The sequence below is a fragment of the Yoonia maritima genome (genome assembly GCF_043641945.1).
Taxonomy (GTDB): Bacteria; Pseudomonadota; Alphaproteobacteria; order Rhodobacterales; family Rhodobacteraceae; genus Yoonia; species Yoonia maritima_B.
This window is the reverse complement of record NZ_JBHZRX010000007.1, coordinates 39,848-60,096: the sequence shown is the minus strand read 5'-3', so window position 1 is coordinate 60,096 and position 20,249 is coordinate 39,848. Positions and strand designations below refer to the sequence as shown.

Below are 20,249 nucleotides of genomic sequence, written 5' to 3'. Positions count from 1 at the left end.
CACGCCGGGACTGCGGTATGACACAGACTGTAACACAATCTGCGCATCCAAAGTCTTCCGGTTCAGAATCGAGACCCCGTTCTCCGGGACGCTATCTGCAGCGTCGCGGTCGGATATTTTACTTCCGCAAACGCCTTCCTTTCACGCCGACTGCCACAGGCATATCCCGCAGTAAAAAATCATTTTTCTGCGCCTCTCTTCGTACCGACCTCCTGTCTGAAGCCTACCAGCGTACCGCACGGCTTCTTCAAATTTACGAAGAAAGGAAAAGACAGCTCATGCTCGACATAGCCCCGGGAAAACTCCCATCCGCAGACATCAACAGCCTCCTGCACGCCATCCTTCGCTCTGAATTGGATCGCATTATTACGATCCAAAACGCACCCCTTGAGGATGAAAAGGAAATCGACACCACGATTGCAGCACTTACCGGACGGTCAGAAAAAATCCGGAAGGATATGCGCCGCAACGATTTCTCCGAAATCACACCACTCGTCGCCAATGCGGCAGATACGACAGGACTATGCCTTCCCGCCTATATGTCGCCAGATCTTGGGAGGCGGGCGGCAAGCATCATTCGTGAATTGATCACAATCGAGACAAATGTGCTGGATGGTGAGGACGCAAAATCCCTTGCGGCACCGCTTGTCGCCAAAGTTTCAGCGCGCAGTGTAGAAGAATTTGTCTCATCCCCCATCGTTACCATCGCTGCCGCAAGCGAACATGTGGGCGTTCTCTATCCTTCAAATGACATGCGTAAGAATAACAGCGCGCTCACTAAGGTCGCACTAATGTTCTTTGACGACGCCCCAGTCTCAACTTTGACGCAAGACAGACAGAAAGAATTCTTTCATTGGCTTGGCCAATTACCAAAATACCACGGTAGGAAGGCCAACAAGAAAACCACGTTTCACGGCAACGCGTTTCAACGCGCACTGAAAGATGAAGAAATACATGTAGCCGATACGACCGATGCGAAAATCAAAAGTGAAATCGATGCGATCAATAGCATTTCGCTCGCGGAAAAGAGAGCCCGCCTCTCCCAGCGACTGACCCCTCGCCTGACACTCAACACATTGCGCCGCTATCGCGATAGCCTGAATCGACTATTTCGTGCGGCGACTGACCTGGGAAACCCAGATACTCCCTCCGCCATCAGCTATCGCGACATTGAACGCATCATCAATGCCGTGAAACCTGAAGACCCCCTCGATCTGCGCGTCACAAAGAGCAAGACACGCGACTCATGGACCGAAGAGCGTCTGGCCAAATTTCTGACCTGCCCGATTTTCAAAGGATGCTTCTCCAAACATCGGCGCTGGCGACCTGGAAATATTATCATTCGGGATGCCTTCTATTGGGTTCCTTTAATTGTGTTAACAATTGGCAGCCGGATCAAAGAAATCTTACTACTCAAACGCGATAACTTGCGGCTGCGCAATGGTGTCTTCTGCCTCGCTGTCGGTCTCGATGCGGACCAATCCAACAAAACAGAATCTGCCCGTCGCTACGTGCCCATTCCGCAGCTCTTGCTCGATTTGGGTTTCGTTGAATGGATCAGAAGCCTGCCTGAAGACCATGGCACCCTGCTCTTTCCAGATGCTGTAGACCGCGCGGCTACCATAGACGTCGTAAGCCCTTTCTCTAAGGCATTGAACCGTGGCTTAGCCTCAATGGGTCTTGGAGATTTTGACGAAGACTTTTACGCCCTTCGGAAGACATTCCACTCCATGCTTTCTGATTGCGATGTCTCTGACGGGGAACGGCAAGCGATCGCGGGCCACAGCCGCCAATCCGTCATCAATCGTCACTACACGGCCTTCCGATCCAAGAAGCTGAAGAAAGCAGTAGATGCAGCGGATTTCGCGGTCAGCATTGATCAACATCCAAAATACAAATTTCCGGTCATCACGTCCTGCAATCTTGCCAACCGAGAGACGTTTTCGATCGAGGCCACTTTGGCTGATGATAATGCCATCGCCGAGCTACAGGTTTCCCTACCGGACACTGGCGAAGTGATCTTTAACTTTTCCAGGATTGATCCAGCAACCGGCGTCGCGAAGCCAAACCAACTTATCGTAGCTGCAGCCAAAAAGTTTGATGCTTTGGTCCATGCAGGGACGATGAAGCTACCAAAAGAAGCACAAAAACAAGGCGCGATCGAGGCGTTTCACGCGCTCGCCTAAATATCTGTTCGAACAGCAATATACTAAGGAGTAAATATGTTCACACCTCAAATCTATCGTCGCCCTTTTCCCACTGGTTTCCATCTCAGATCAACCTTGGGAGACCTGATTTCTATCGGGGATCGCATGCATATGGCAGGAAATCCACTCTGCTATAAATGGCCCGAAATCAAGATGATCCTGTACGGTTTTTCTGCGCTCACACGACAAACCGACAAATTGCGACTGGTCGACTTCCTGGTCGAGTTCCCTGAAAATTTGGCGACACTTAACGCGGCAGCGAGAGGGCGCCTCACCGATCCAATTGCCTATGCGTCGAACAGGTATAGCGTGAGGGCGCTTCTATTGAGCCTCGGTTGCCCGGAAGATACTTGGGCTACGCTGGCTGGTGAAGCCGAAAGGGCAATAGGACTCCAAGCCTTCGACGCGACACTGTGGCCCTTAATTCTGGCTTCAAAATGCGAACGGTTACACCCCTTCGATCTAAACACTAATAACGTTGGAAGGCTCTTCAGCAAGTATTGCCACGACGAGATCAGTTATAGCCATCTAAGCATTGCCGTATCCGCACTTAATCATGTCTTAGCCGATCCAGAATTGCGAGTTTTATCGCTTTTGCCAGACAAAGAAATTGAAGTGCCTGCGATATCCGGCGACTGAATTTTCAACTTAGAAATACTATGACAAAGAGCCTTATATAGGAGCGCGCGATTCCTTGCGCGTCATTTGTTCACGCCATGTAGCTCCAAGCGGCGATGCAAAGATATCAGCCAGAGGGTGGCCGGTTCGTTCGTGCCAGACTGCTTGATCTGCGAACGCGCGCGCGTTCTCGGTGAGCCAAGCGTTCCGTTGCTCCATGGGCGCCGTCTCCGAGATCTCATTAACACAGTGCCCGGCATTCGCTACGCAGTCCGGCAGACTGAAGACTTCTTGGCTTCGTTTTCTCAACTTCAACCTCAGCTTGTTGTTATGCATCAGCAGTACACACGGTACGTCGGGCCTGTATACCAGATGCATGTATAACAGGACCTACAGGTGAGACTATCAACTTGATTAATCTATTGATCAAGAAACGGATGCGATTTGCGACTACTCCGCCAAGACCATTGAAGGATGGGCGGAAACCGGACCTTCTCTGCGCATGCGAATACAACTTCGCCTCAAGCCGCAAGCGGACATTCAATCAGCATCGATGATGTGACCGCCCCCGACTGCATCGATGTGCCAAGGTGGGTCTGCGATGATCCAAAAAGGAGGAACGTCACATCATCAATGCCGATTGGCACCCAACAACCTGATGTTGAACGAACGAAATATGAGGTTTCTCAGTTGTTTCACGGTGGCACGTGAGGCATGAAATTGAATTAGCACTACGGATTTTTTAGGTTAGACCTTCGGGCCAATCCCATTTGATATATTTCGTATATGCTTCTGCAATTTCGGTGTCCGCATTAGAATTTATCACATTGCCAGAATTCGAGTAAATCTTCTCTTTGACACTTGAGGGTGTGTATTTAGCGAAGGGTTTCTTGATTGCGGGGGTGGTGCTGCTGAGTGCGTGGTAGTCGTTTCGGCCCGGAGTTTTTAGCCATGACAAAAGTATCACTTTAGCTCCGGCTGCTTCGAAAAAGGCGCGCGAGGCCTCTAAGGAATACCCTTCAGTGCAGATGTCATCTACGACGAGGACCGTCTTGCCTTTGATAGTTGGTTTATTCACGTACCGTCGTTGCTGAGGTCCGGGCTTCGTTGGTGTTGGGTTCAGTCTTATGGTCGAGAGCTGGTTTTCAGACGATGGAGAGCCGCCGGTAGTCCTGAGAGTTTGCGATTTCGCAGCATCTGTATGCCGATCTATGAAATCGAAAATGTACTGAGCGCGCAGGGAGCCGGATACGACTGCAATTGCATTCATCAGTTTGGTCTTTTGCGATGTTGTTTTGTGGCCTGGGTAGGGCGCCACATATTTAATCTCAGATCCGATGCCTGAAAGGTGAATTCGGGCAGCCATCAACAGCCCCCAAAATCTTATGTTTCCCGAATCTTGCTTTACAGCCTGTTTTGCATCTGTCGAGTAAATCGCTCCTTCTGGATATGCGCGGGAATATTCCGCAAATGGGGCGATCGAGTAAACTCGCAGGTTCCCATCCTCGATACCCCAAAACCAATCTTTGGGAGTGAGGCAGCAGCAATCTACAAAGCTTGCGATTGCTCTTGGAGAGTCAAACTCAAATCCATAGGGTGAATTGTCCCCGTGCCACTTTGCATTTAATAGGGGAAAGCCGCCGTTGGATGCGGCTATTACGTCTTCTTGCGTGTTTCCGACATAGAAAACTTCAGAAGCATTCCAGCCATGCGCTTCGAGTACAGCGCCCATGGCACTGCCGCGTTGCTTGTAATCAATATCCTTGCCGCCTTGGTAATAGGGTAATTTTTCTCCTACAAACTCCGATAGATACTCCTGGTAGGGCTTTTTCTCTCCGCCTTTGATGTTAACAATCCACGGAGTGTTTGAGATCAATACCGGTTGTATTCCTTTCGACAGTAAGAATTTGAGTAGCTTGACTGTCTCCAGGAAAAGGTCGGGGTCGATTGATCCTTTGTGAGCGAGAACATCACTGAGAGAGAATATTATACCTTTGAGGCTGTGCATACCGTACCTTCGATCAAAATAGCGATTTCTGAGCAGGTTCGGCGGACAGGCCGTCTCGAATAAACTTCAGAAATTCGCTGTGTGCTTGCGGTAGTGTTATTCGGATAGAATTGTGCAGAAGATTTGAGGGAATCCAATCCTGAAGAGCCTGCATCGGAGTTCGAGCATAGACAATTGGTCTGTTGATATCTGATGCAAATTTTACAGTGTGAGCCGTGCCACTTTTGATGCCCCATTCAATTGGGAATACAACATGTCCGAGAGCGGCCTGAATCCTATTGCGGCGAACAAAATTACGCGCGCTGAAAGAGTCATTGGGCAGATATTCAGTTACGATGCAGCCACCGCCTTCAACAATCTCTTCTCTGAGGGTTTCAGAGCCTTTGGGGTAATTCAGAAGAATGCCGGTTCCCAGAACTGCAACGGTCGGTAGGCCCGCGGCCAAACTTGCCCTATGAACGATCTGGTCGATGCCCTCCGCCAGCCCGCTCACAGTAACGACATTTAAGTCTTTCAAACAGTATCCGAAATAGGTGGCTAACCATTTCCCATCAGCCGAGACTTTTCGAGATCCAATTGCTGCTACAGCGCTGCATTGGAGGGCGTCGATACGTCCTTCAACAAACAACCAATGAGGCGGATCTTGTAAGTCGGACAAGCGTTTTGGGTATAGGTCGTCATTCCGAAAAATAAGATGGATGCCGCGCTGTTCGAAATACTCGAGCTTCCGCCGTCCTGCTCTGAGCGCTTCGTCGCGAGCAGCCTCAGTGTTGAGAACTTCCAAAATCCTCGAAAATTTCGTCCTCAGAGTATCTTCATTGGAAAGCCTCAACCTTTCTTGAGGATCAAAGAAAGACGAAAACCGCAAACGTTCTGCGTAAACCCTCCTAAGAGTTTCAAAGCCCACGCCACGTAAGTCGCACAAAGCTAAAAATGAGACGTGCTCTTGGTTCATATGCCGTTTTTCCTGCTGCACGGGGCAGCCAAATTTCCTGACGTCAAACGCTACCGTCACCAGTAAAAATAGTGAACCCTCTTTTGACGAAAGGGCGAAGCGGCTGAGGGCCGGTCGCTACGTTCCGGCAAGCAGGGCGGAAACCTGTCATTCGCTGCAAGTGCGTTACAGCGGTCTGGATAACCGAAATGCAGACGTTGCTATACAGCGCTTCAACTAAGCCCAGGTTAGGTGATGCTTTGCCGACTCTGCGGCGCTCAAAGTGTCGCCAAGACCGCCACAATTGAGGTGAGGAGCAAATGTTCTCCAGCGCTCCTGATAGCTCCTATAGTAATTTTCAAAGAGAAATTCCAGAAAACCAGACGGCGACAGAGGTGCTCTTACGGGGATGCGACACGTGGAAGCGCCAAATGTAAAATGCGATATCGGATGAGGATCTTCTGCATTAGCTGGGACGTCGACGGTGTAGTCAAACCGCAGACACCCGGAACTGTGAAACGACTTTTTAAGTTCTTCCGGATCAGAATACCTCAACCAATCAGCTAAAGAAATTTCACTCGGTCTGTCTCTAAGCAACGCCGTTCCGATTGGACAAGGAATGTACAGATAACGATGGGCTCTTATATCGTTACCCTCAAAGTAGCATTGGATCGAGACTAAAGCTGAATCGAAAAAAACCGCTGAGTATGAATTTGAGTCCAAGAGCTCAATGTACTCATCAAATGATACGCCGCCCGGACTGATCATTTGCTGCTTACTTGTAGGACCCAGAAATGTGCGGTCGTTGATCTCTTCAGTCTTGTGATGTTCGAAGGCTTCTACGAACTGGTCTGCCATCCCTTGGGTCAAAAAGCTGTTGATCTGCAAACAGATATCTATTGGCCTCATTGGCCACCACCTCCGTGAACTTCCTTCAACTGTTCACGAAGATCAAGCGGAAGCTGTTCCCAGTTCACTCCCTTGACTTTCTGAAGGGCAAGACGAACATCATCGAAATCATCTTGGCCCAATTCTTCTGGTAAAGCTGTATCCTTAGATACTGCAAGCCCTTTAGCCACAGCACGCGTAGGATATTGAAATCTTAGAGAAAAATTGTCTACTCTTATCGCATCTATTTCGGCGGTTACTTGTTGCATTCCGGGTCCAACACCTGAGATGTAAGTCCAGCCGCGAGATCTCGTTATCGCGGTAAAAAGAATGTTCCGACGCTTCTTGATGCCGTGTGTTCCCTCGCAAAAATCGGCATCGACTACAAAAACCACCGGCGCTTCATTTCCCTTGGCGCGGTAAATATGCGTGATGGCAATTGAGCCATTACGGTAAACTGCGTCTCGCGAAGAAGTTTGACCTGGAATGTGACCTTGGAGGCCAGCTTCCTGAAGCGCTTTCAGTATCCTTGCACCAACTGACTTGCTGGTTCTTACGTTTGGAAGCACAATCAAAACATCGGTATGTTCCAGCTCATCGTCAGCCAATAGTCGACCTATCTGCGCAGCGACCCAGCGATACTGGCTAATCTGATCTTCGTGCGTGGCCGTAATCAGTGAGTCTTGTGGCGTTAGCAAATCGGCAAAGAACGAAGGGAAACTGCTTGGATCTCGTTCAATATCTACTTCCTGATTGAAATCTAAGGTGCCGACACGAGCTCGATAACCAAGCCGCTTCCAAAGCGACATGTCATCAAAAATCTGAGCAAACTGATGTCGCTTTACACCAAACCCCAATCCATGTGCAGTGGCCAGTGTCCAAGGGGGGTTTCTATAACAACGAGGTAACACGATATCTTGTTGTGGCTGGTCCACCTCATTTCGGAGGACCACCAATGGTTGCCCAGCCTGATTTGTGCCAAACAGCTCGTTGGCAGAAGGCATATGCACGTCACCAAGATTTTGTAGGTCATCGTACGCCCAAACAATTCGTTTTGGCTGTTTGAGCAGTCGGTAAGCCAGCTGAAAAAATGATGCAGGCAAGTCCTGTGCCTCATCCACCAACAGCATGTCATATGTTTCGATTTCTCTTTGACCAAGTGCAGCCAGCGCTTCCTTGCAGGCCCCGTCAAATGCATTGTCGTAGCCGAACTTTCGGGCCGCTGAGCCAAAGTCGCGATACTGAATCCCTGTGAAACTCGTTGCGGCGCTGTATATACCGTCTCTGTCTGAGCCACCCCAAGCATGCATGATGCTGATCTTGGACCAGTCCGGCTCGTCGTTGATCTGTGAGAACACAAATCGGTTCACGAGAGCTTCAAATTGTTGGTAAAGAGAGCGCGTATTAAACGTGACTGCAATGTGCCAATCTGGTCTCTTTACATGCAGATATGCAGCCTTCAGTGCGAGAACAACGGTCTTCCCAGATCCCGCAAGGCCGCGGATGCGTTGTGGGCCGTTTACGTATTCAATCGACCCACGTTTCTGCCACAAATCGAGGTTGGCAATCTGCCTTTCGATTTCTTTGATTATCGCACCCTTTGATCCGGGTTTGACAACATCCTCCCGCTTCTTCTTTGGGCGAAGATTAGAAATTCTCTGAATTGCTGCGTTCAGGTGTTCAATTTGTTGATCGCTAAGTAAATTCGCGGGATTAACTTGCGGGAGCTCGTCAAGTCGATTGGGACCGAGCAAAATCGCATCATCTTGCTCCAAGTAAACGTCTGAAATCGGATGTATGGAAGCGGTCGTAATATCCACAATCAACTGCCGATTCTTTCGCAAATCTCCAAACGAGTTCAATTTGTTATAGAGTGCGGCGAACTGCTGTTCTTGGCGCGAAGTGACCGCTGCTGCGATCCCTTGTGGTTGACCCTGTGCGCCACCGTCAAATGAGTACAGGTCGAAAACAATGACGCCTCTATTCCTTGAGACTAAGACAGCATCAAATTCGATGCGCTCATCATCGACCGTCAGAACCGGATACCCTATGTACAATGTTCCGGTGAAATTGGCAGCTCGGACAGATGCGACGAAGTCTTGTACGGCATTCATGTCCCTATATTCGCCAAAGATCACGTCCAGCTCGTTGTCGATATCAGGAATAATGTCGTTCATGTGTTCGTTCCTCGAGACGCTTACATCCTTCAGTAGCTGTTACGCGATCTTCATTCAATATGAGGATTTTCAGGGTGCCGTCAGGCAGGCCCTCGGTTGAGTTGATGTCCGTAGTGAACGGCCGCAAATTCCGGCAGCCCCGCAGTCCGGACCTCTTAAGTATTACCGACTGTGCGTTTGCAGCGAATGACCGGTTCGGTGAAGTTGCATTGAGGCTTAGCCTCATCCGATGAATGGCTGGTAAGGGCCGTTCGTGCCGCCAGCCGAAGCCAAAGTTCACCAGATGCTGCGATGCATCTGAGGTCGGCTTCGAGCCCAAGGTGACCGATGCTGCGCATTGCGCGAATGACCGCTAAATCGGTCGAAGCAATAAACCTTCAACAACTTCATGGGTTTTGGATGGGTTTATTAGCAGCAAAAGAATGGCCGTTTTTTACCGCTCCACAAACGAGGGTCTTAGAACGCTCTCGGATAGCCGCATTTCCGAACGCTACTTCTGGAGACACATTCGCATCCTATGAAGTGTGCGCTTCATGAGCTGCCCAAGAAATTCACGATCTTTGTCTTCTGACAGCGGCGGATTCAGTTGCATGTCCACAAATAATCCAACCATTGCAACAGCAAGGCGCAACTCATCTTTCTTGCTCAAATACTTCGGATTATTAACCAAACCCAAGACTTTTTGGAATTCAGCATCCGTCAAACATGGCTGCGGGTCCATTTGGTCAGGTAAAACTATCTCACTGATCTTCTTCGCAACATGTCGGCGCAATTGTGAATGCGCCTGACTTTGCCTCGGGTCATCATACACTCGTTGGAATACGATATAGAAGGCCGCAAGAGCAGCCTCGAGGGCCATCTTTGTTGCAAGGAAGTCCTTTACAGCGATTAGCGAAACCGACCCAAATTGGACATATGAGCCGCCTTGAGGCATCTCATCAAGGAACACTTTTTTGAATTCCGCGACATTGGTGTCAAAGCCCTCTATTGCACGGGCCGTGTTGTTTTCGGCGTATCCGCGCAATCGTGCCTTCACATCGCCAATCGGTCGCGGTTGCGCTGCGACCGCAAGCTGCGCTTTAGAAAATAGCCAATCACTGGCCCCGAGGATACACGCCCAAGCCAGCGGAATCCATGATATATCATCAGTGTATCTTCCTTCGAACAGGACAAACCCAAACAGCGCAGCACCAAGGACGGCACCGGCCAAAATCGCTCGGCGGTATGGCCTTTGAGAATGAACGAATTCGTGCGCGAGAGGAATTAAAACGCCGGAGACCAGCAAACACCAAAAGAACGCCGTATTCGTGAAAGCATTATCCATGAGGGCATCCGCCATCACCGGAGCCAAAAGAAGCGAGGTAGCGGCCCACGCAAGCGATAGCACTATCCAAGCTCTTGAAAAATTCATGTGTCTCATTTCTCTTTTCCACTGAGACTAAGCTGCACCCGATTGACCGGCAACGACTTAATAGATCCGATCCTTATTGAAATAGGTATCACATCAAAAAACGACCTTTTGTTGAACGGTTCGCGAAAGCGGTCATTGGCGCTGCCACAGCAAAGGTCGGGAAAGTCCCGCGCAGCAGTCATCCAGTATATCAAAATGCTGCGCTTACCCTGCACGCGTGAAAGTATTAGCGCTATTTGCCCGCACCTCCCACAGCTTGGCGCGACAAAATGCTCGCATAGACCGAAAACACTACGCTCATAGGCAAAGCGGTGCGCCAATCCGACAGCTTCATCGCCAAACCCATAATCTCCTCGCCACAGAGAAAATCACGACGCGTAGTTAAATATTTTCAATTTAAAAAACAAATACTTAAAAGATTCTTTGTATTGAAAGTTTTTTGCGTTCGTTGCTTGCGCCCATTTCCTCTCCAGCAACAACGGAGAAGACAACATGCAGATAGAAAGCAAACGGACAATAGCCACCATTTCGCGGGATGAACTTTGTCATCATTTGAATATTCATCGCTCGAGTCTGAAGGGTGTGGCCACACACTTCTCATTGGAACCACAGTTTGAGCGACGGTATTCTTGGCGCCAGATCTTACGATCGATCCACGATACCAATGGCGCCCTGCTCAAGCAGCACTATGAAAAACTGCTCAATCAACATCCAGACTGCGCTGAGCTAAAAGAAATTGGTGACCTGGAAAAGCGCCTGAAGGAACCGCTCTGTTCGTTTCCTGAAATGGCAACGGCCCTGGGCTACAAGCCGGATACGATGCGACGTGCGCTGCACGAAGGTCGTCTGAAGCTTCCTTTCCCGGAAATTGCGCTTGGCAAGCGTATGCGCCGGTACCGCAGTTTTGAGGTCGAGTTCTGGTGTCAAACCGGCCTCCAACTCGACCTGCCTGAAGCACCGAAGTTTGTCGTTCCTGAAACCAAGGAGCAACCGCCCTCACGAGCACACCGCAATAGGACCGCAAATGCCTTCTTCGGGACGTTTGAGCGGAAGAAGTAACCACTTCTGTTTTTAAGCAGAAAGAAGCGAAACCCTTGGTGTCTTTTGGAACGGATAAACCACTGAAAGTTTCGCTTCTTCTTGGGGTTAACGCGAAAAATCAACTCCTTACCAGAAATTCACCCAACCAAACAAAGGATCAAAAAATGACCTCTTTTTTCTTCATGCCTGAAACAACCGCCTCCACACAAACCGGCACTGAACCAACGATGAAAGATGTTACCGCGCATCTCGAAGAGCATGGCCTGGATTACCTCCTGAAAGCTCTGCGGACGCTGCAATCCCATATGAACAATGCGCCACTCTCGACGCTTCCGGCTAATTCTCTGTGGGTCAACGCTGAGTTCCCAAAGCCAAAATCAGGACGTCATCCGCGCCCCGACCTTCCGCAAGCCATCCGTCCCTACGCTAAATGGCGAGCAGACTTGCTCCGAGCTGTTTCTCTCTTCGACGGTTCGCACGCAGAAAAGAAGGCGATGAAGTCGCAGATCGATGAATGGCAGGAACTGCGCGATGCCGCTTCGAAGCTTGCAGAGAAGCATCCGGCGATCCATGCAGGCCGCCTTTCTCAGATTGATCGTCTGGCTGAGCATGCCCGCCGCCAGGGTCTTTTGCCGATCCATCTGGACAATCATGGATACATCCAAAAACTCGCTGCAAACAGTGGACAGGATTGCAGGTCACAAATCCGAAATGCACAAAAGCTATTGAACGATCTTTCCAATTACCCTGATATCAGACGGCACCTCCCGGCTGATCGAATTCTGGTATTGCCAACCCGAAAGATGGAACAAAAGCTACCAAGTGACATCGAAGCCTTTCTCGAAGGCTTGGTGAAGGGGGCGACAGTGCGCATCGATCCGGTCTCGAACCTCCCGCTCATGGATCAATCTGATAATACTGTGTCAGTCTACTATGCCGCGATGCGACACCACATTCGTGCGCTGCAAAAACTGGCCGACGATAGCTATGAGCGCATCACGGATCTACATCAGATTAACGACCTTCACAGCCTGTTCTCGCGGGATCGCGTTTTCGCAACAATTCGGCACACTGAGAGCCGGGTTGACCAGGAAGGTGGGCTGAAAGCAGGAACGGCTTCGAGCTACTACCAAACCATTGCATTCATTCTGGAACGGAACGGGCTTGATGACGGCAGCCTTGCCAGAACACTTAAGCACAGCGAATTCATTCGCTCCGGAGTGGACGAACGCAAGGGCATGCGGCCCGAAAAAGAAGACTGGTGCAAAGCCCTGGTAACCGATGAACGAAAGACAAGAACCTTTCTGAGGCTACATTTGATCTTCATGGAGATGGCTCTTGAGACAATATCGGGCCGGCGGCTCCACCAGCTAACCAGGATGGAATTGGAGCGGGTTCGGCAACTCGGTTATTGTGCTGCCATTGCAGCGATAGAACTCGCTGGACGCCCCGTTCGTCGTTCGAATGCTGTGTCGTTCCAATATCGCGGCAAGAATGCGAATTTCTTCGTTCCATCACAGAAGACCGGACGAAACGACTACTCTTTCAAATTATCCGCTCAGCAAACGAAAGCCCGCAAAGACGATCCTCTTACAATTATCCGCAAGGAAATGAAGGGGCCACGGGTATTGGATTGGTATCTCAAGACCATCCGTCCGCTTTGTCGTCATCATGAAGACAGTGTCTTCCTGTTTCCCCAAGTCAAGAAAGGCTCAGATCACATAGGAGAACTCACGTTTACGAAGTGGTTCCAGAAATATGCGTCAGAGGCAGGGCTTCCGATGACCTTTCATATGTTCCGGCACGGGGTCGCAAGCCTTTTGGTCAACCAGGATTGGAGCAATATTGCCGCAGCGGCAGAGCTGCTTGGAAACTCGGTTCGGGTCTGTGAGGAACGCTATGCCTTCTTCAATGAAGAAAAACTCGTCTCCTCGGGACAACAAAAACTTATTGAGAACAGCAAGGTAGGCCACAAATGAACCGCAATCAGATCCTTGCCGCGCCACACCTCGCCCATGTCGCCGATCATCCAGGGCTGACAAGCCTGACCGATGACGCTCTGTCTGTCTTTTCCCAGTTTATGTTGTTCTGCCAGTTCTCGGAACTGGGTGAACCTAAAGCCGAAGACCTCATGGTCTTCGCGACTATGGACGACGTAACGCCTGCGGGCATACGGTTACTTGGTATGACACTGTTTGAGCTCGGTGCTGGCGATCAATTCCGCTCCATCGGCTATTCTGTTGCAGATAGGTTGTCATACAAACAGCGCTTTGCAGGCAACTTGGGGCGGGGATTTCGAACTTACAGGCGTTCGGTCTCGGTGCCTGTCGAAGACTTGCCGGGAGATTGGCAAGAAACGATCGACCACATCGAGGGCAATGCGATGTTCGCCAAAAGTGTCATCGTCCGGATGAAACAACGATTGGGTATGTTCGCTTGGTCTGCGGAGAGGGCTGGCCTCACTGTTAATCTTGGATGCCCGATCGCATTGAAGGCCCTCTTTGATGATATTCAGACCCGATCCGCAGAAAAAAACGACGGCACGCCGCGCTATGCATACCTGCGATCAACCTGGGAAGAACTTTACAGATTTGCGACCTGCAATGGAGAGCCGCAGGAAACATTGACATGCCTGCAATCTACGCGTGACGTGCTGGATCGCATGGAGCGAACACAGGCGGCCCAAAAGATTACAAAGCTTCTTTCGATCGGAACTCCACAAGTGCTCTTGGATCAGGCTCACGACCTGCTTGAAGCCAGCAGCAAGATCAAGAATGCAAATCAACGGCATGCGGCAAGAAACACCGCCGCTGCAATTGCGATCGGCTTGGTTGTTCCAGCACGCCCGGGCGATGTTTACGAGCACCATGTCTTCGGAAAGGGGATCTTCTTCTGTGAGGAAACTCGCGTATTCGAGTTCCGTTATACACCGACCAAGACAGCTCGCGTGACACCGAAACCATTGAAGATCAAATTGGACCCGCGAATGAACAAGTTTCTTGATGCATTGATCCTGGGGGATCATCACACGCGCTATCTCGAAGCTCTGCGGACGAAAATGATGCAGGAGCGACGGCCCCTCTATGTGAACTTTGACGGAAGGCGCTGCGTCAAAGCTTGGTATAGTCGGGCATGGACCAAAGTCACTGGAACTGGCGGGCATATTGCACGAAGTTTGGCATATGATGCATTCGCTGGAACAGGCGAATTTGGCCTCCGATACGGGAAGGCTATTAACCATCACAAGTCACGGGCTATTGTCGAAAAATATCGCTCAGATTTTGAGCGCTCGAAGGCCATAGACGCTGGTCAGAATACGCTGACAAAAGTTCATCAAGCTTTCAAAACCGTACAACCAAGCGCTTAATATGCCCCTTAACTACGTCGTCAGGCGTTGATCATGAGTCGCACGCTGGTCGCTTGTTTGGCTGGCGTGCGCCTACTTCTGCGAGCAGATACACATAGACGTTTTAATAGGCCTCACCACGTCGCAAGACCATAGCTCTATGCTATTTCTCATTTTCAGCAACTCTTAAAATTCCGCTGTACGGTGAACCTAAACTACGCCGATCGTCCATGATTTGGAAAACAGTTGGGAAGGAACTAACTTTCTCTTTGCCGATGCTTCCGTTCTGCATAATACGCCATTTCGGCTGCTGAAGGCTGTCCCATCTTATTAGTAAAAGCATCGAGCCATACTGCTGCCTCAAGTTCACTTAGCTGTGTCGTATCTCGTTTCCCTTCCAGGGCTTCGGTCACGCGGGCATATTCAAAGTCAGCCGTTGCTTCAGCTGCGCGCCCAATCAATAGCCAATGTGCAATTTGGGAAGCTACTGACCGATTGTTTAGGTCTGCCTCACGGCAAGCGTCAGTAAGAAGATCGTCGGGAATTTTCACGCTCTCGGCCATATTAACCTCCTGATATTTTCGATCTTCACAGCAAGTGTCTGGAAGTCAAGTTGCTGCACGTAGCGGACCATCTCTTGCGAGCAATTCAACGTAACAACGCAAGCAATTATCAACCTGCTCAATAATCACTTTCAAACAAGCATTTAGACGCATCTGTTTCCAAGATTGTGGTAAACAGTTGACGCGGTGCCACTGCTTACACATTGATATACAATATATAGTGAAAGAGTTTTTGAGTGGTTAAGTATGCCGACATACCTTGAAGGGCTCGCAATTCAATCCTACCGCGGCATTGGCTCCAAGATACAATACATTGCGCCGTTTAGTGCCGTGTATGCAGATCATGCTCAATAACAAACTTGAGGGTGAAGGTGAGAAGGCGAGGCTTCGGCCTCGCCTTGCCGAAGCGGTCGTTCAATGACGTTAAGTATACATCAGCGGACTCCTGAAAAAAGACATTTGGTCTGCGGCTCTAACGCTCATGCAAGCCGCAGACATGGCGAATTAAGTCTTCAATTTCATTGAAAACGGAAATGGATCGATCAAAATGTCAGGTTATATCGGGCTTGCAGGCCCAAGCTTTCATAACCTCTGGCCCCGATCCCATCGTAAAAAGTATCCACAGAAAATGTGCCACCATTCGCCATCGTGTAGTTTAAGCCCAGCTTAAGCTTGGCACGCGCGCCCTCATATTCCGGTACAATCAGATCGGCATTTCCTGACCCGCGGGTCGAAGATCCGATGGCCGCGAGACCGCCTGCCAATTCGATCGTTTTTACACTATCGGCCAACTGCAGGACATGACGAAAATCCATACCAAGCTCGGCCTGCCCAAGTTCAATTCCCTGCGCCGGAATCTTATTATCCAGACTATCGACATATGCCTTCTGATCGTCAGTGGTGTAGGACAGTTGCAAGGACGGTATCAGCGTCGTAGCGCTATATACCAGTTCGCCAGAGACTTTGAACTGCGCCAACACTCGCTCTGACTCAAAGCGATCAGTATAAGTTCCCAGCGGCGACACGTCATTACTGGTTTTTCCGTAGAGTAGACGGCCGTCAATGAACAGCGGATGGTTCGGCGTGCGCGCGACGAAATAGGGTCCGACCAACCAGCCGCGGCCTTCGACCTGAGCGGTACCATCCTCTTGGCTCAGATAGTCCATTTCGATCATGCCGCCGACCAACAGATTGGGAGAGAACGCAAAATGGCTGCCTGCCGCGCCGAAGACATACTGCGTCTCGCGCACATCTTCATCCGTCCAGGACGCGTTCAGGTTGACCCATACCGGCGTGCTGGCATCGGGCGCTCTGGCGAAGCTGAACGAACCTGCACCACGGGTGACAGATGCATCGAACCGTCCTGCACCATCCGCCAACAGGAACCCTGTCAAATTTGGCTGGCTTGATATCAGTTGGTTGGACCGCGTGTACATGAATTGGGCGATGACCGTTTGCGTTTCCGCCACTGTTGCGCTGGAAATCGACAGAGTGTTTGATGCCAAGCTGGCGTTGCCAGCCGCATCTACAGCGGTACCGGCGGGCACAGAGATTTCGACATCTCCGCTTCCTGTCGCAGCAATCGTAGCCACGTAGTCCGCTCCACTCCCCGTGACATTGGTCACCGAACCGTTGGTTACGGCAATGTCATTCGCGTCAAAGCCCATTACCTCTTCGGAGAAGGTCGCGGCAACGTCAAATGTACCTGCGCCAGAGAAGTGGGTAGTGGTAGTGGCAATACTGACAGTCGGTGCGGTGCCGTCATATGTCGTAGTGACCTCGTTTGAGGCGACGGCGTTGGTGTTTCCTGCTGCATCACTGAACGTGCCTACGCCTACCGATAGCGCCACAGGCCCATCGGCTACCGGCGTCAAAACCGCTGTGTAGCTCGTCCCGGAGCCCGACAACGTCGCGGTCGCATTGGTCAGCGTCAGATCGGCCAAGACAAAATCAGTGCTATCCTCAGACAAGGTAATCACCGCTGTCTGATCGCCATTCAGCGCGCCGGTAAAGGCCGCGATGCTGACCGTCGGAGCGGTGCCGTCATATGTGGCTGTGACCTCGTTTGAGGCGACCGCGTTGGTGTTTCCTGCCGCATCACTGAATGTACCCACGCCAACCGAGAGCGCCACCGGACCATCGGCTACTGGCGTCAAAACCGCTGTGTAGCTCGTCCCAGAGCCCGACAGCGTCGCAGTCGCATTGGTCAGCGTCAGATCGGCCAAGACAAAATCAGTGCTATCCTCAGACAAGGTAATCACCGCTGTCTGATCGCCATTCAGCGCGCCGGTAAAGGCCGCGATGCTGACCGTCGGAGCGGTGCCGTCATATGTGGCTGTGACCTCGTTTGAGGCGACCGCGTTGGTGTTTCCTGCCGCATCACTGAATGTACCCACGCCAACCGAGAGCGCCACCGGACCATCGGCTACTGGCGTCAAAACCGCTGTGTAGCTCGTCCCAGAGCCCGACAGCGTCGCAGTCGCATTGGTCAGCGTCAGATCGGCCAAGACAAAATCAGTGCTATCCTCAGACAAGGTAATCACCGCTGTCTGATCGCCATTCAGCGCGCCGGTAAAGGCCGCGATGCTGACCGTCGGAGCGGTGCCGTCATATGTGGCTGTGACCTCGTTTGAGGCGACAGCGTTGGTGTTTCCTGCTGCATCACTGAACGTGCCTACGCCTACCGATAGCGCCACAGGCCCATCGGCTACCGGCGTCAAAACCGCTGTGTAGCTCGTCCCGGAGCCCGACAACGTCGCGGTCGCATTGGTCAGCGTCAGATCGGCCAAGACAAAATCAGTGCTATCCTCAGACAAGGTAATCACTGCTGTCTGATCGCCATTCAGCGCGCCAGTAAATGCCGCGATGCTAACCGTCGGGACATCATAATCTGGGAACAAATCAACGGTTGCGGCAAGCGACACATTGCCCAGGCCGTCTTCTGCAGTGACAGAAACGGTACCGCCGACCATATCTGCAGCCGAGGTGACTGAGAATGTGCCACCGGTCGCTGTGACCGTTTCCACGCTTGCGTCGGGGAACGTTATACGCACCGTCGTGTCCACGTCAGTTGTACCGGCAATTGTGATTGATCGGTTCGCATTGATCGTTGTTGTTGTCAGGATCGGAACTGCCGGTCCCGCACCTGGGGTAATGGTCAGCGTGAACTCGCTCTCCACGGCCGCGTTACCTGCTGAATCCGTTGCGTTGATTTTTACCAGGTTCGCCCCAAGCGGGAATGCGTAAGGACTTGTGATAACATCGCCGCTCAACGAAAAGACGGGAACGATGCGGGTGTCAACATTGTCATCAACGATTGCACTGAACCCGATCAAACGGGTGCCGTCTGGACCAGCCTCAAAAGACACATTGCCGATCGGTCGTATTACTGGCGCGGTGCCGTCATATGACATGGTCACCTCGTTTGAGGCGACGGCATTGGTGTTTCCTGCTGCATCACTGAACGTGCCTACGCCTACCGATAGCGCCACAGGCCCATCGGCTATCGGCGTCAAAACCGCTGTGTAGCTCGTCCCGGAGCCCGACAGCGTCGCGGTCGCATTGGTCAGCGTCAGATCGGCCAACACAAAATCAGTGCTATTCTCAGACAAGGTAATCACCGCTGTCTGATCGCCATTCAGCGCGCCGGTAAAGGCCGCGATGCTGACCGTCGGCGCAGTGCCATCATGGGTGGTCGTTACCTCGTTTGACGCGACGGCATTGGCGTTTCCTGCTGCATCACTGAACGTGCCTACGCCAACCGATAGCGCCACTGGGCCATCGGCTACTGGCGTCAAAACCGCTGTGTAGCTCGTCCCGGAGCCCGACAACGTCGCGGTCGCATTGGTCAGCGTCAGATCGGCCAAGACAAAATCAGTGCTATCCTCAGACAAGGTAATCACTGCTGTCTGATCGCCATTCAGCGCACCGGTAAAGGCCGCGATGCTGACCGTCGGAGCGGTGATGTCGGCTTCAAATCTCAATTCATTTGAAGGGACCCAATTCTCAAGACCTTCGCCATCAGTAAAGGCCCCTCGTTGGATTGACATACTGACCGCCCCATCAGCGATCGGGGTCAGAACAATGGTGTAACTCCCGCCGCTGCCGGACACTGTCGCTGTGGCGTTTGTCAACGTCATGCTGTCCGCCGTGAAATCAGTACTGCTTTCTGACAATGCGGCGATCACGGTATAGTTTCCACTGGCGTCTGGTCCGCTGACGCTGCCAAGCGTTGCAGTTGGTGCTTTATTTAGAAGGGTTCGGCTGACTGAAACGGTGGTTGCCGTTGCACCCTTGATTTCGGCGAGGTAACCGTACCGGTCGCCGGCAGTGGTCTCTGTCGCTTCAAATGAAAGCTGCATAAGGTCATGGGTGGAATAGGTGCCTGCGGCACCTTGCTGAACAAGGTTAGTGACATCTGTAAGACTGCAGTGCGCTTCCAAATTCGCAGCAGTTACTACCGAAAAAGTGGTGGTTAGATTTCCCCTAAAAAAACCTAACCCCCCTGCCGCTTGGGTTGCTGTGGAACCAAAACCGAAAGGTGCAACGCGTACAGACGCCAAACCCCCATTCAAATTTCCAACGAAGGCCGTCAAACGGCAATCAGTATTAAGGCTCAAACTCTTTTCTTGACGCGATGCTGAATCGAGGGCCACTGCGGGTGATGTGAGGGCAAGCAGGGTAGCACAGATAAGTGCAAGGCAACCAAGATAGGTATTGCGATAAATCATATTCATTTTGTCCAAATTTCTACAACATTTCGAAATGCAGCACCATCCAAGGATGCCACAGGTTCCGACCGCGTTGCCCGGACTCAAACACCGATAATATGATGTCGAGCATTTTAGTGACGTCGGTCTGATCGCCACAGTTCTTCAAGCACGGGTTTGAAACTATATAATTTGCTCTACGTCAATGACTTAGCAATGCCATGATACAAGTGTTGCACCCTTACCGCAGTGAGTGGGCCGCACGAGTATTTTTCAGCTCGCTTAATAGCCATGAAGCATTCATCCCGTTGCGTAGGCTCAGTTGGACCAGGCTTTCGACGGAATTA

The 20,249-nt window shown here is 51.2% G+C and carries 12 protein-coding genes; 5 read left to right on the top strand and 7 right to left on the bottom strand.

All coding sequences use genetic code 11. The annotated features are described in order from the left end of the window. Positions 1-17: 17 nt before the first annotated feature. Together ACHUEV_RS14735 and ACHUEV_RS14730 are read left to right on the top strand one after the other, a co-directional pair. Positions 18-2,186, top strand: a complete 2,169-nt coding sequence (locus ACHUEV_RS14735) for a site-specific integrase (protein WP_394181175.1) — start codon at positions 18-20, stop codon at positions 2,184-2,186. 36 nt (positions 2,187-2,222) lie between these two features. Continuing rightward, on the top strand, positions 2,223-2,846 hold the full coding sequence (locus tag ACHUEV_RS14730; protein ID WP_394181173.1) for a hypothetical protein: 624 nt from the start codon (positions 2,223-2,225) through the stop codon (positions 2,844-2,846). A gap of 721 nt (positions 2,847-3,567) precedes the next feature. Here the strand turns inward: ACHUEV_RS14730 and ACHUEV_RS14725 are convergent. The 5 genes from ACHUEV_RS14725 to ACHUEV_RS14705 form a co-directional block, all read right to left on the bottom strand. Further along, positions 3,568-4,833, bottom strand: coding sequence for a phosphoribosyltransferase family protein (locus ACHUEV_RS14725; protein WP_394181171.1), 1,266 nt, complete (start codon positions 4,831-4,833; stop codon positions 3,568-3,570). Positions 4,834-4,846: 13 nt separating this feature from the next. Next, entirely contained in the window at positions 4,847-5,788 is a 942-nt protein-coding gene (locus tag ACHUEV_RS14720) for a DNA-processing protein DprA (RefSeq protein WP_394181169.1), read from the bottom strand. Between the two features lie 216 nt (positions 5,789-6,004). Then, entirely contained in the window at positions 6,005-6,535 is a 531-nt protein-coding gene (locus ACHUEV_RS14715; protein ID WP_394181464.1) for a DUF2290 domain-containing protein, read from the bottom strand. 137 nt (positions 6,536-6,672) lie between these two features. Further along, positions 6,673-8,832 carry a DEAD/DEAH box helicase gene (locus tag ACHUEV_RS14710; protein WP_394181167.1) on the bottom strand — a complete coding sequence of 720 codons (2,160 nt, stop codon included), beginning with the start codon at positions 8,830-8,832 and terminating at the stop codon, positions 6,673-6,675. 490 nt (positions 8,833-9,322) lie between these two features. Beyond that, complete coding sequence (locus ACHUEV_RS14705) at positions 9,323-10,252, bottom strand: hypothetical protein (RefSeq protein ID WP_394181165.1); 930 nt, start codon at positions 10,250-10,252, stop codon at positions 9,323-9,325. 483 nt (positions 10,253-10,735) lie between these two features. Here ACHUEV_RS14705 and ACHUEV_RS14700 point away from each other — a divergent pair, with 483 nt between their 5' ends. The 3 genes from ACHUEV_RS14700 (at position 10,736) to ACHUEV_RS14690 (ending at position 14,651) form a co-directional block, all read left to right on the top strand. Beyond that, on the top strand, positions 10,736-11,302 hold the full coding sequence (locus ACHUEV_RS14700; RefSeq protein ID WP_394181163.1) for a helix-turn-helix transcriptional regulator: 567 nt from the start codon (positions 10,736-10,738) through the stop codon (positions 11,300-11,302). Between the two features lie 146 nt (positions 11,303-11,448). Then, positions 11,449-13,263 carry a hypothetical protein gene (locus tag ACHUEV_RS14695; RefSeq protein ID WP_394181161.1) on the top strand — a complete coding sequence of 605 codons (1,815 nt, stop codon included), beginning with the start codon at positions 11,449-11,451 and terminating at the stop codon, positions 13,261-13,263. Then, a complete protein-coding gene (locus ACHUEV_RS14690) occupies positions 13,260-14,651 on the top strand; it encodes a hypothetical protein (RefSeq protein WP_394181159.1) in 1,392 nt (463 codons plus the stop codon). Before ACHUEV_RS14695 ends, ACHUEV_RS14690 begins: the two co-directional genes overlap by 4 nt. Positions 14,652-14,887: 236 nt before the next feature. On the opposite strand, the gene ACHUEV_RS14685 is transcribed toward ACHUEV_RS14690, so the two are convergent. Next, entirely contained in the window at positions 14,888-15,193 is a 306-nt protein-coding gene (locus ACHUEV_RS14685; protein WP_394181157.1) for a TA system antitoxin ParD family protein, read from the bottom strand. A 542-nt stretch (positions 15,194-15,735) separates the two neighbouring features. Further along, on the bottom strand, positions 15,736-19,635 hold the full coding sequence (locus ACHUEV_RS14680) for an Ig-like domain-containing protein (RefSeq protein ID WP_394181155.1): 3,900 nt from the start codon (positions 19,633-19,635) through the stop codon (positions 15,736-15,738). Between the last annotated feature and the right edge of the window lie 614 nt (positions 19,636-20,249).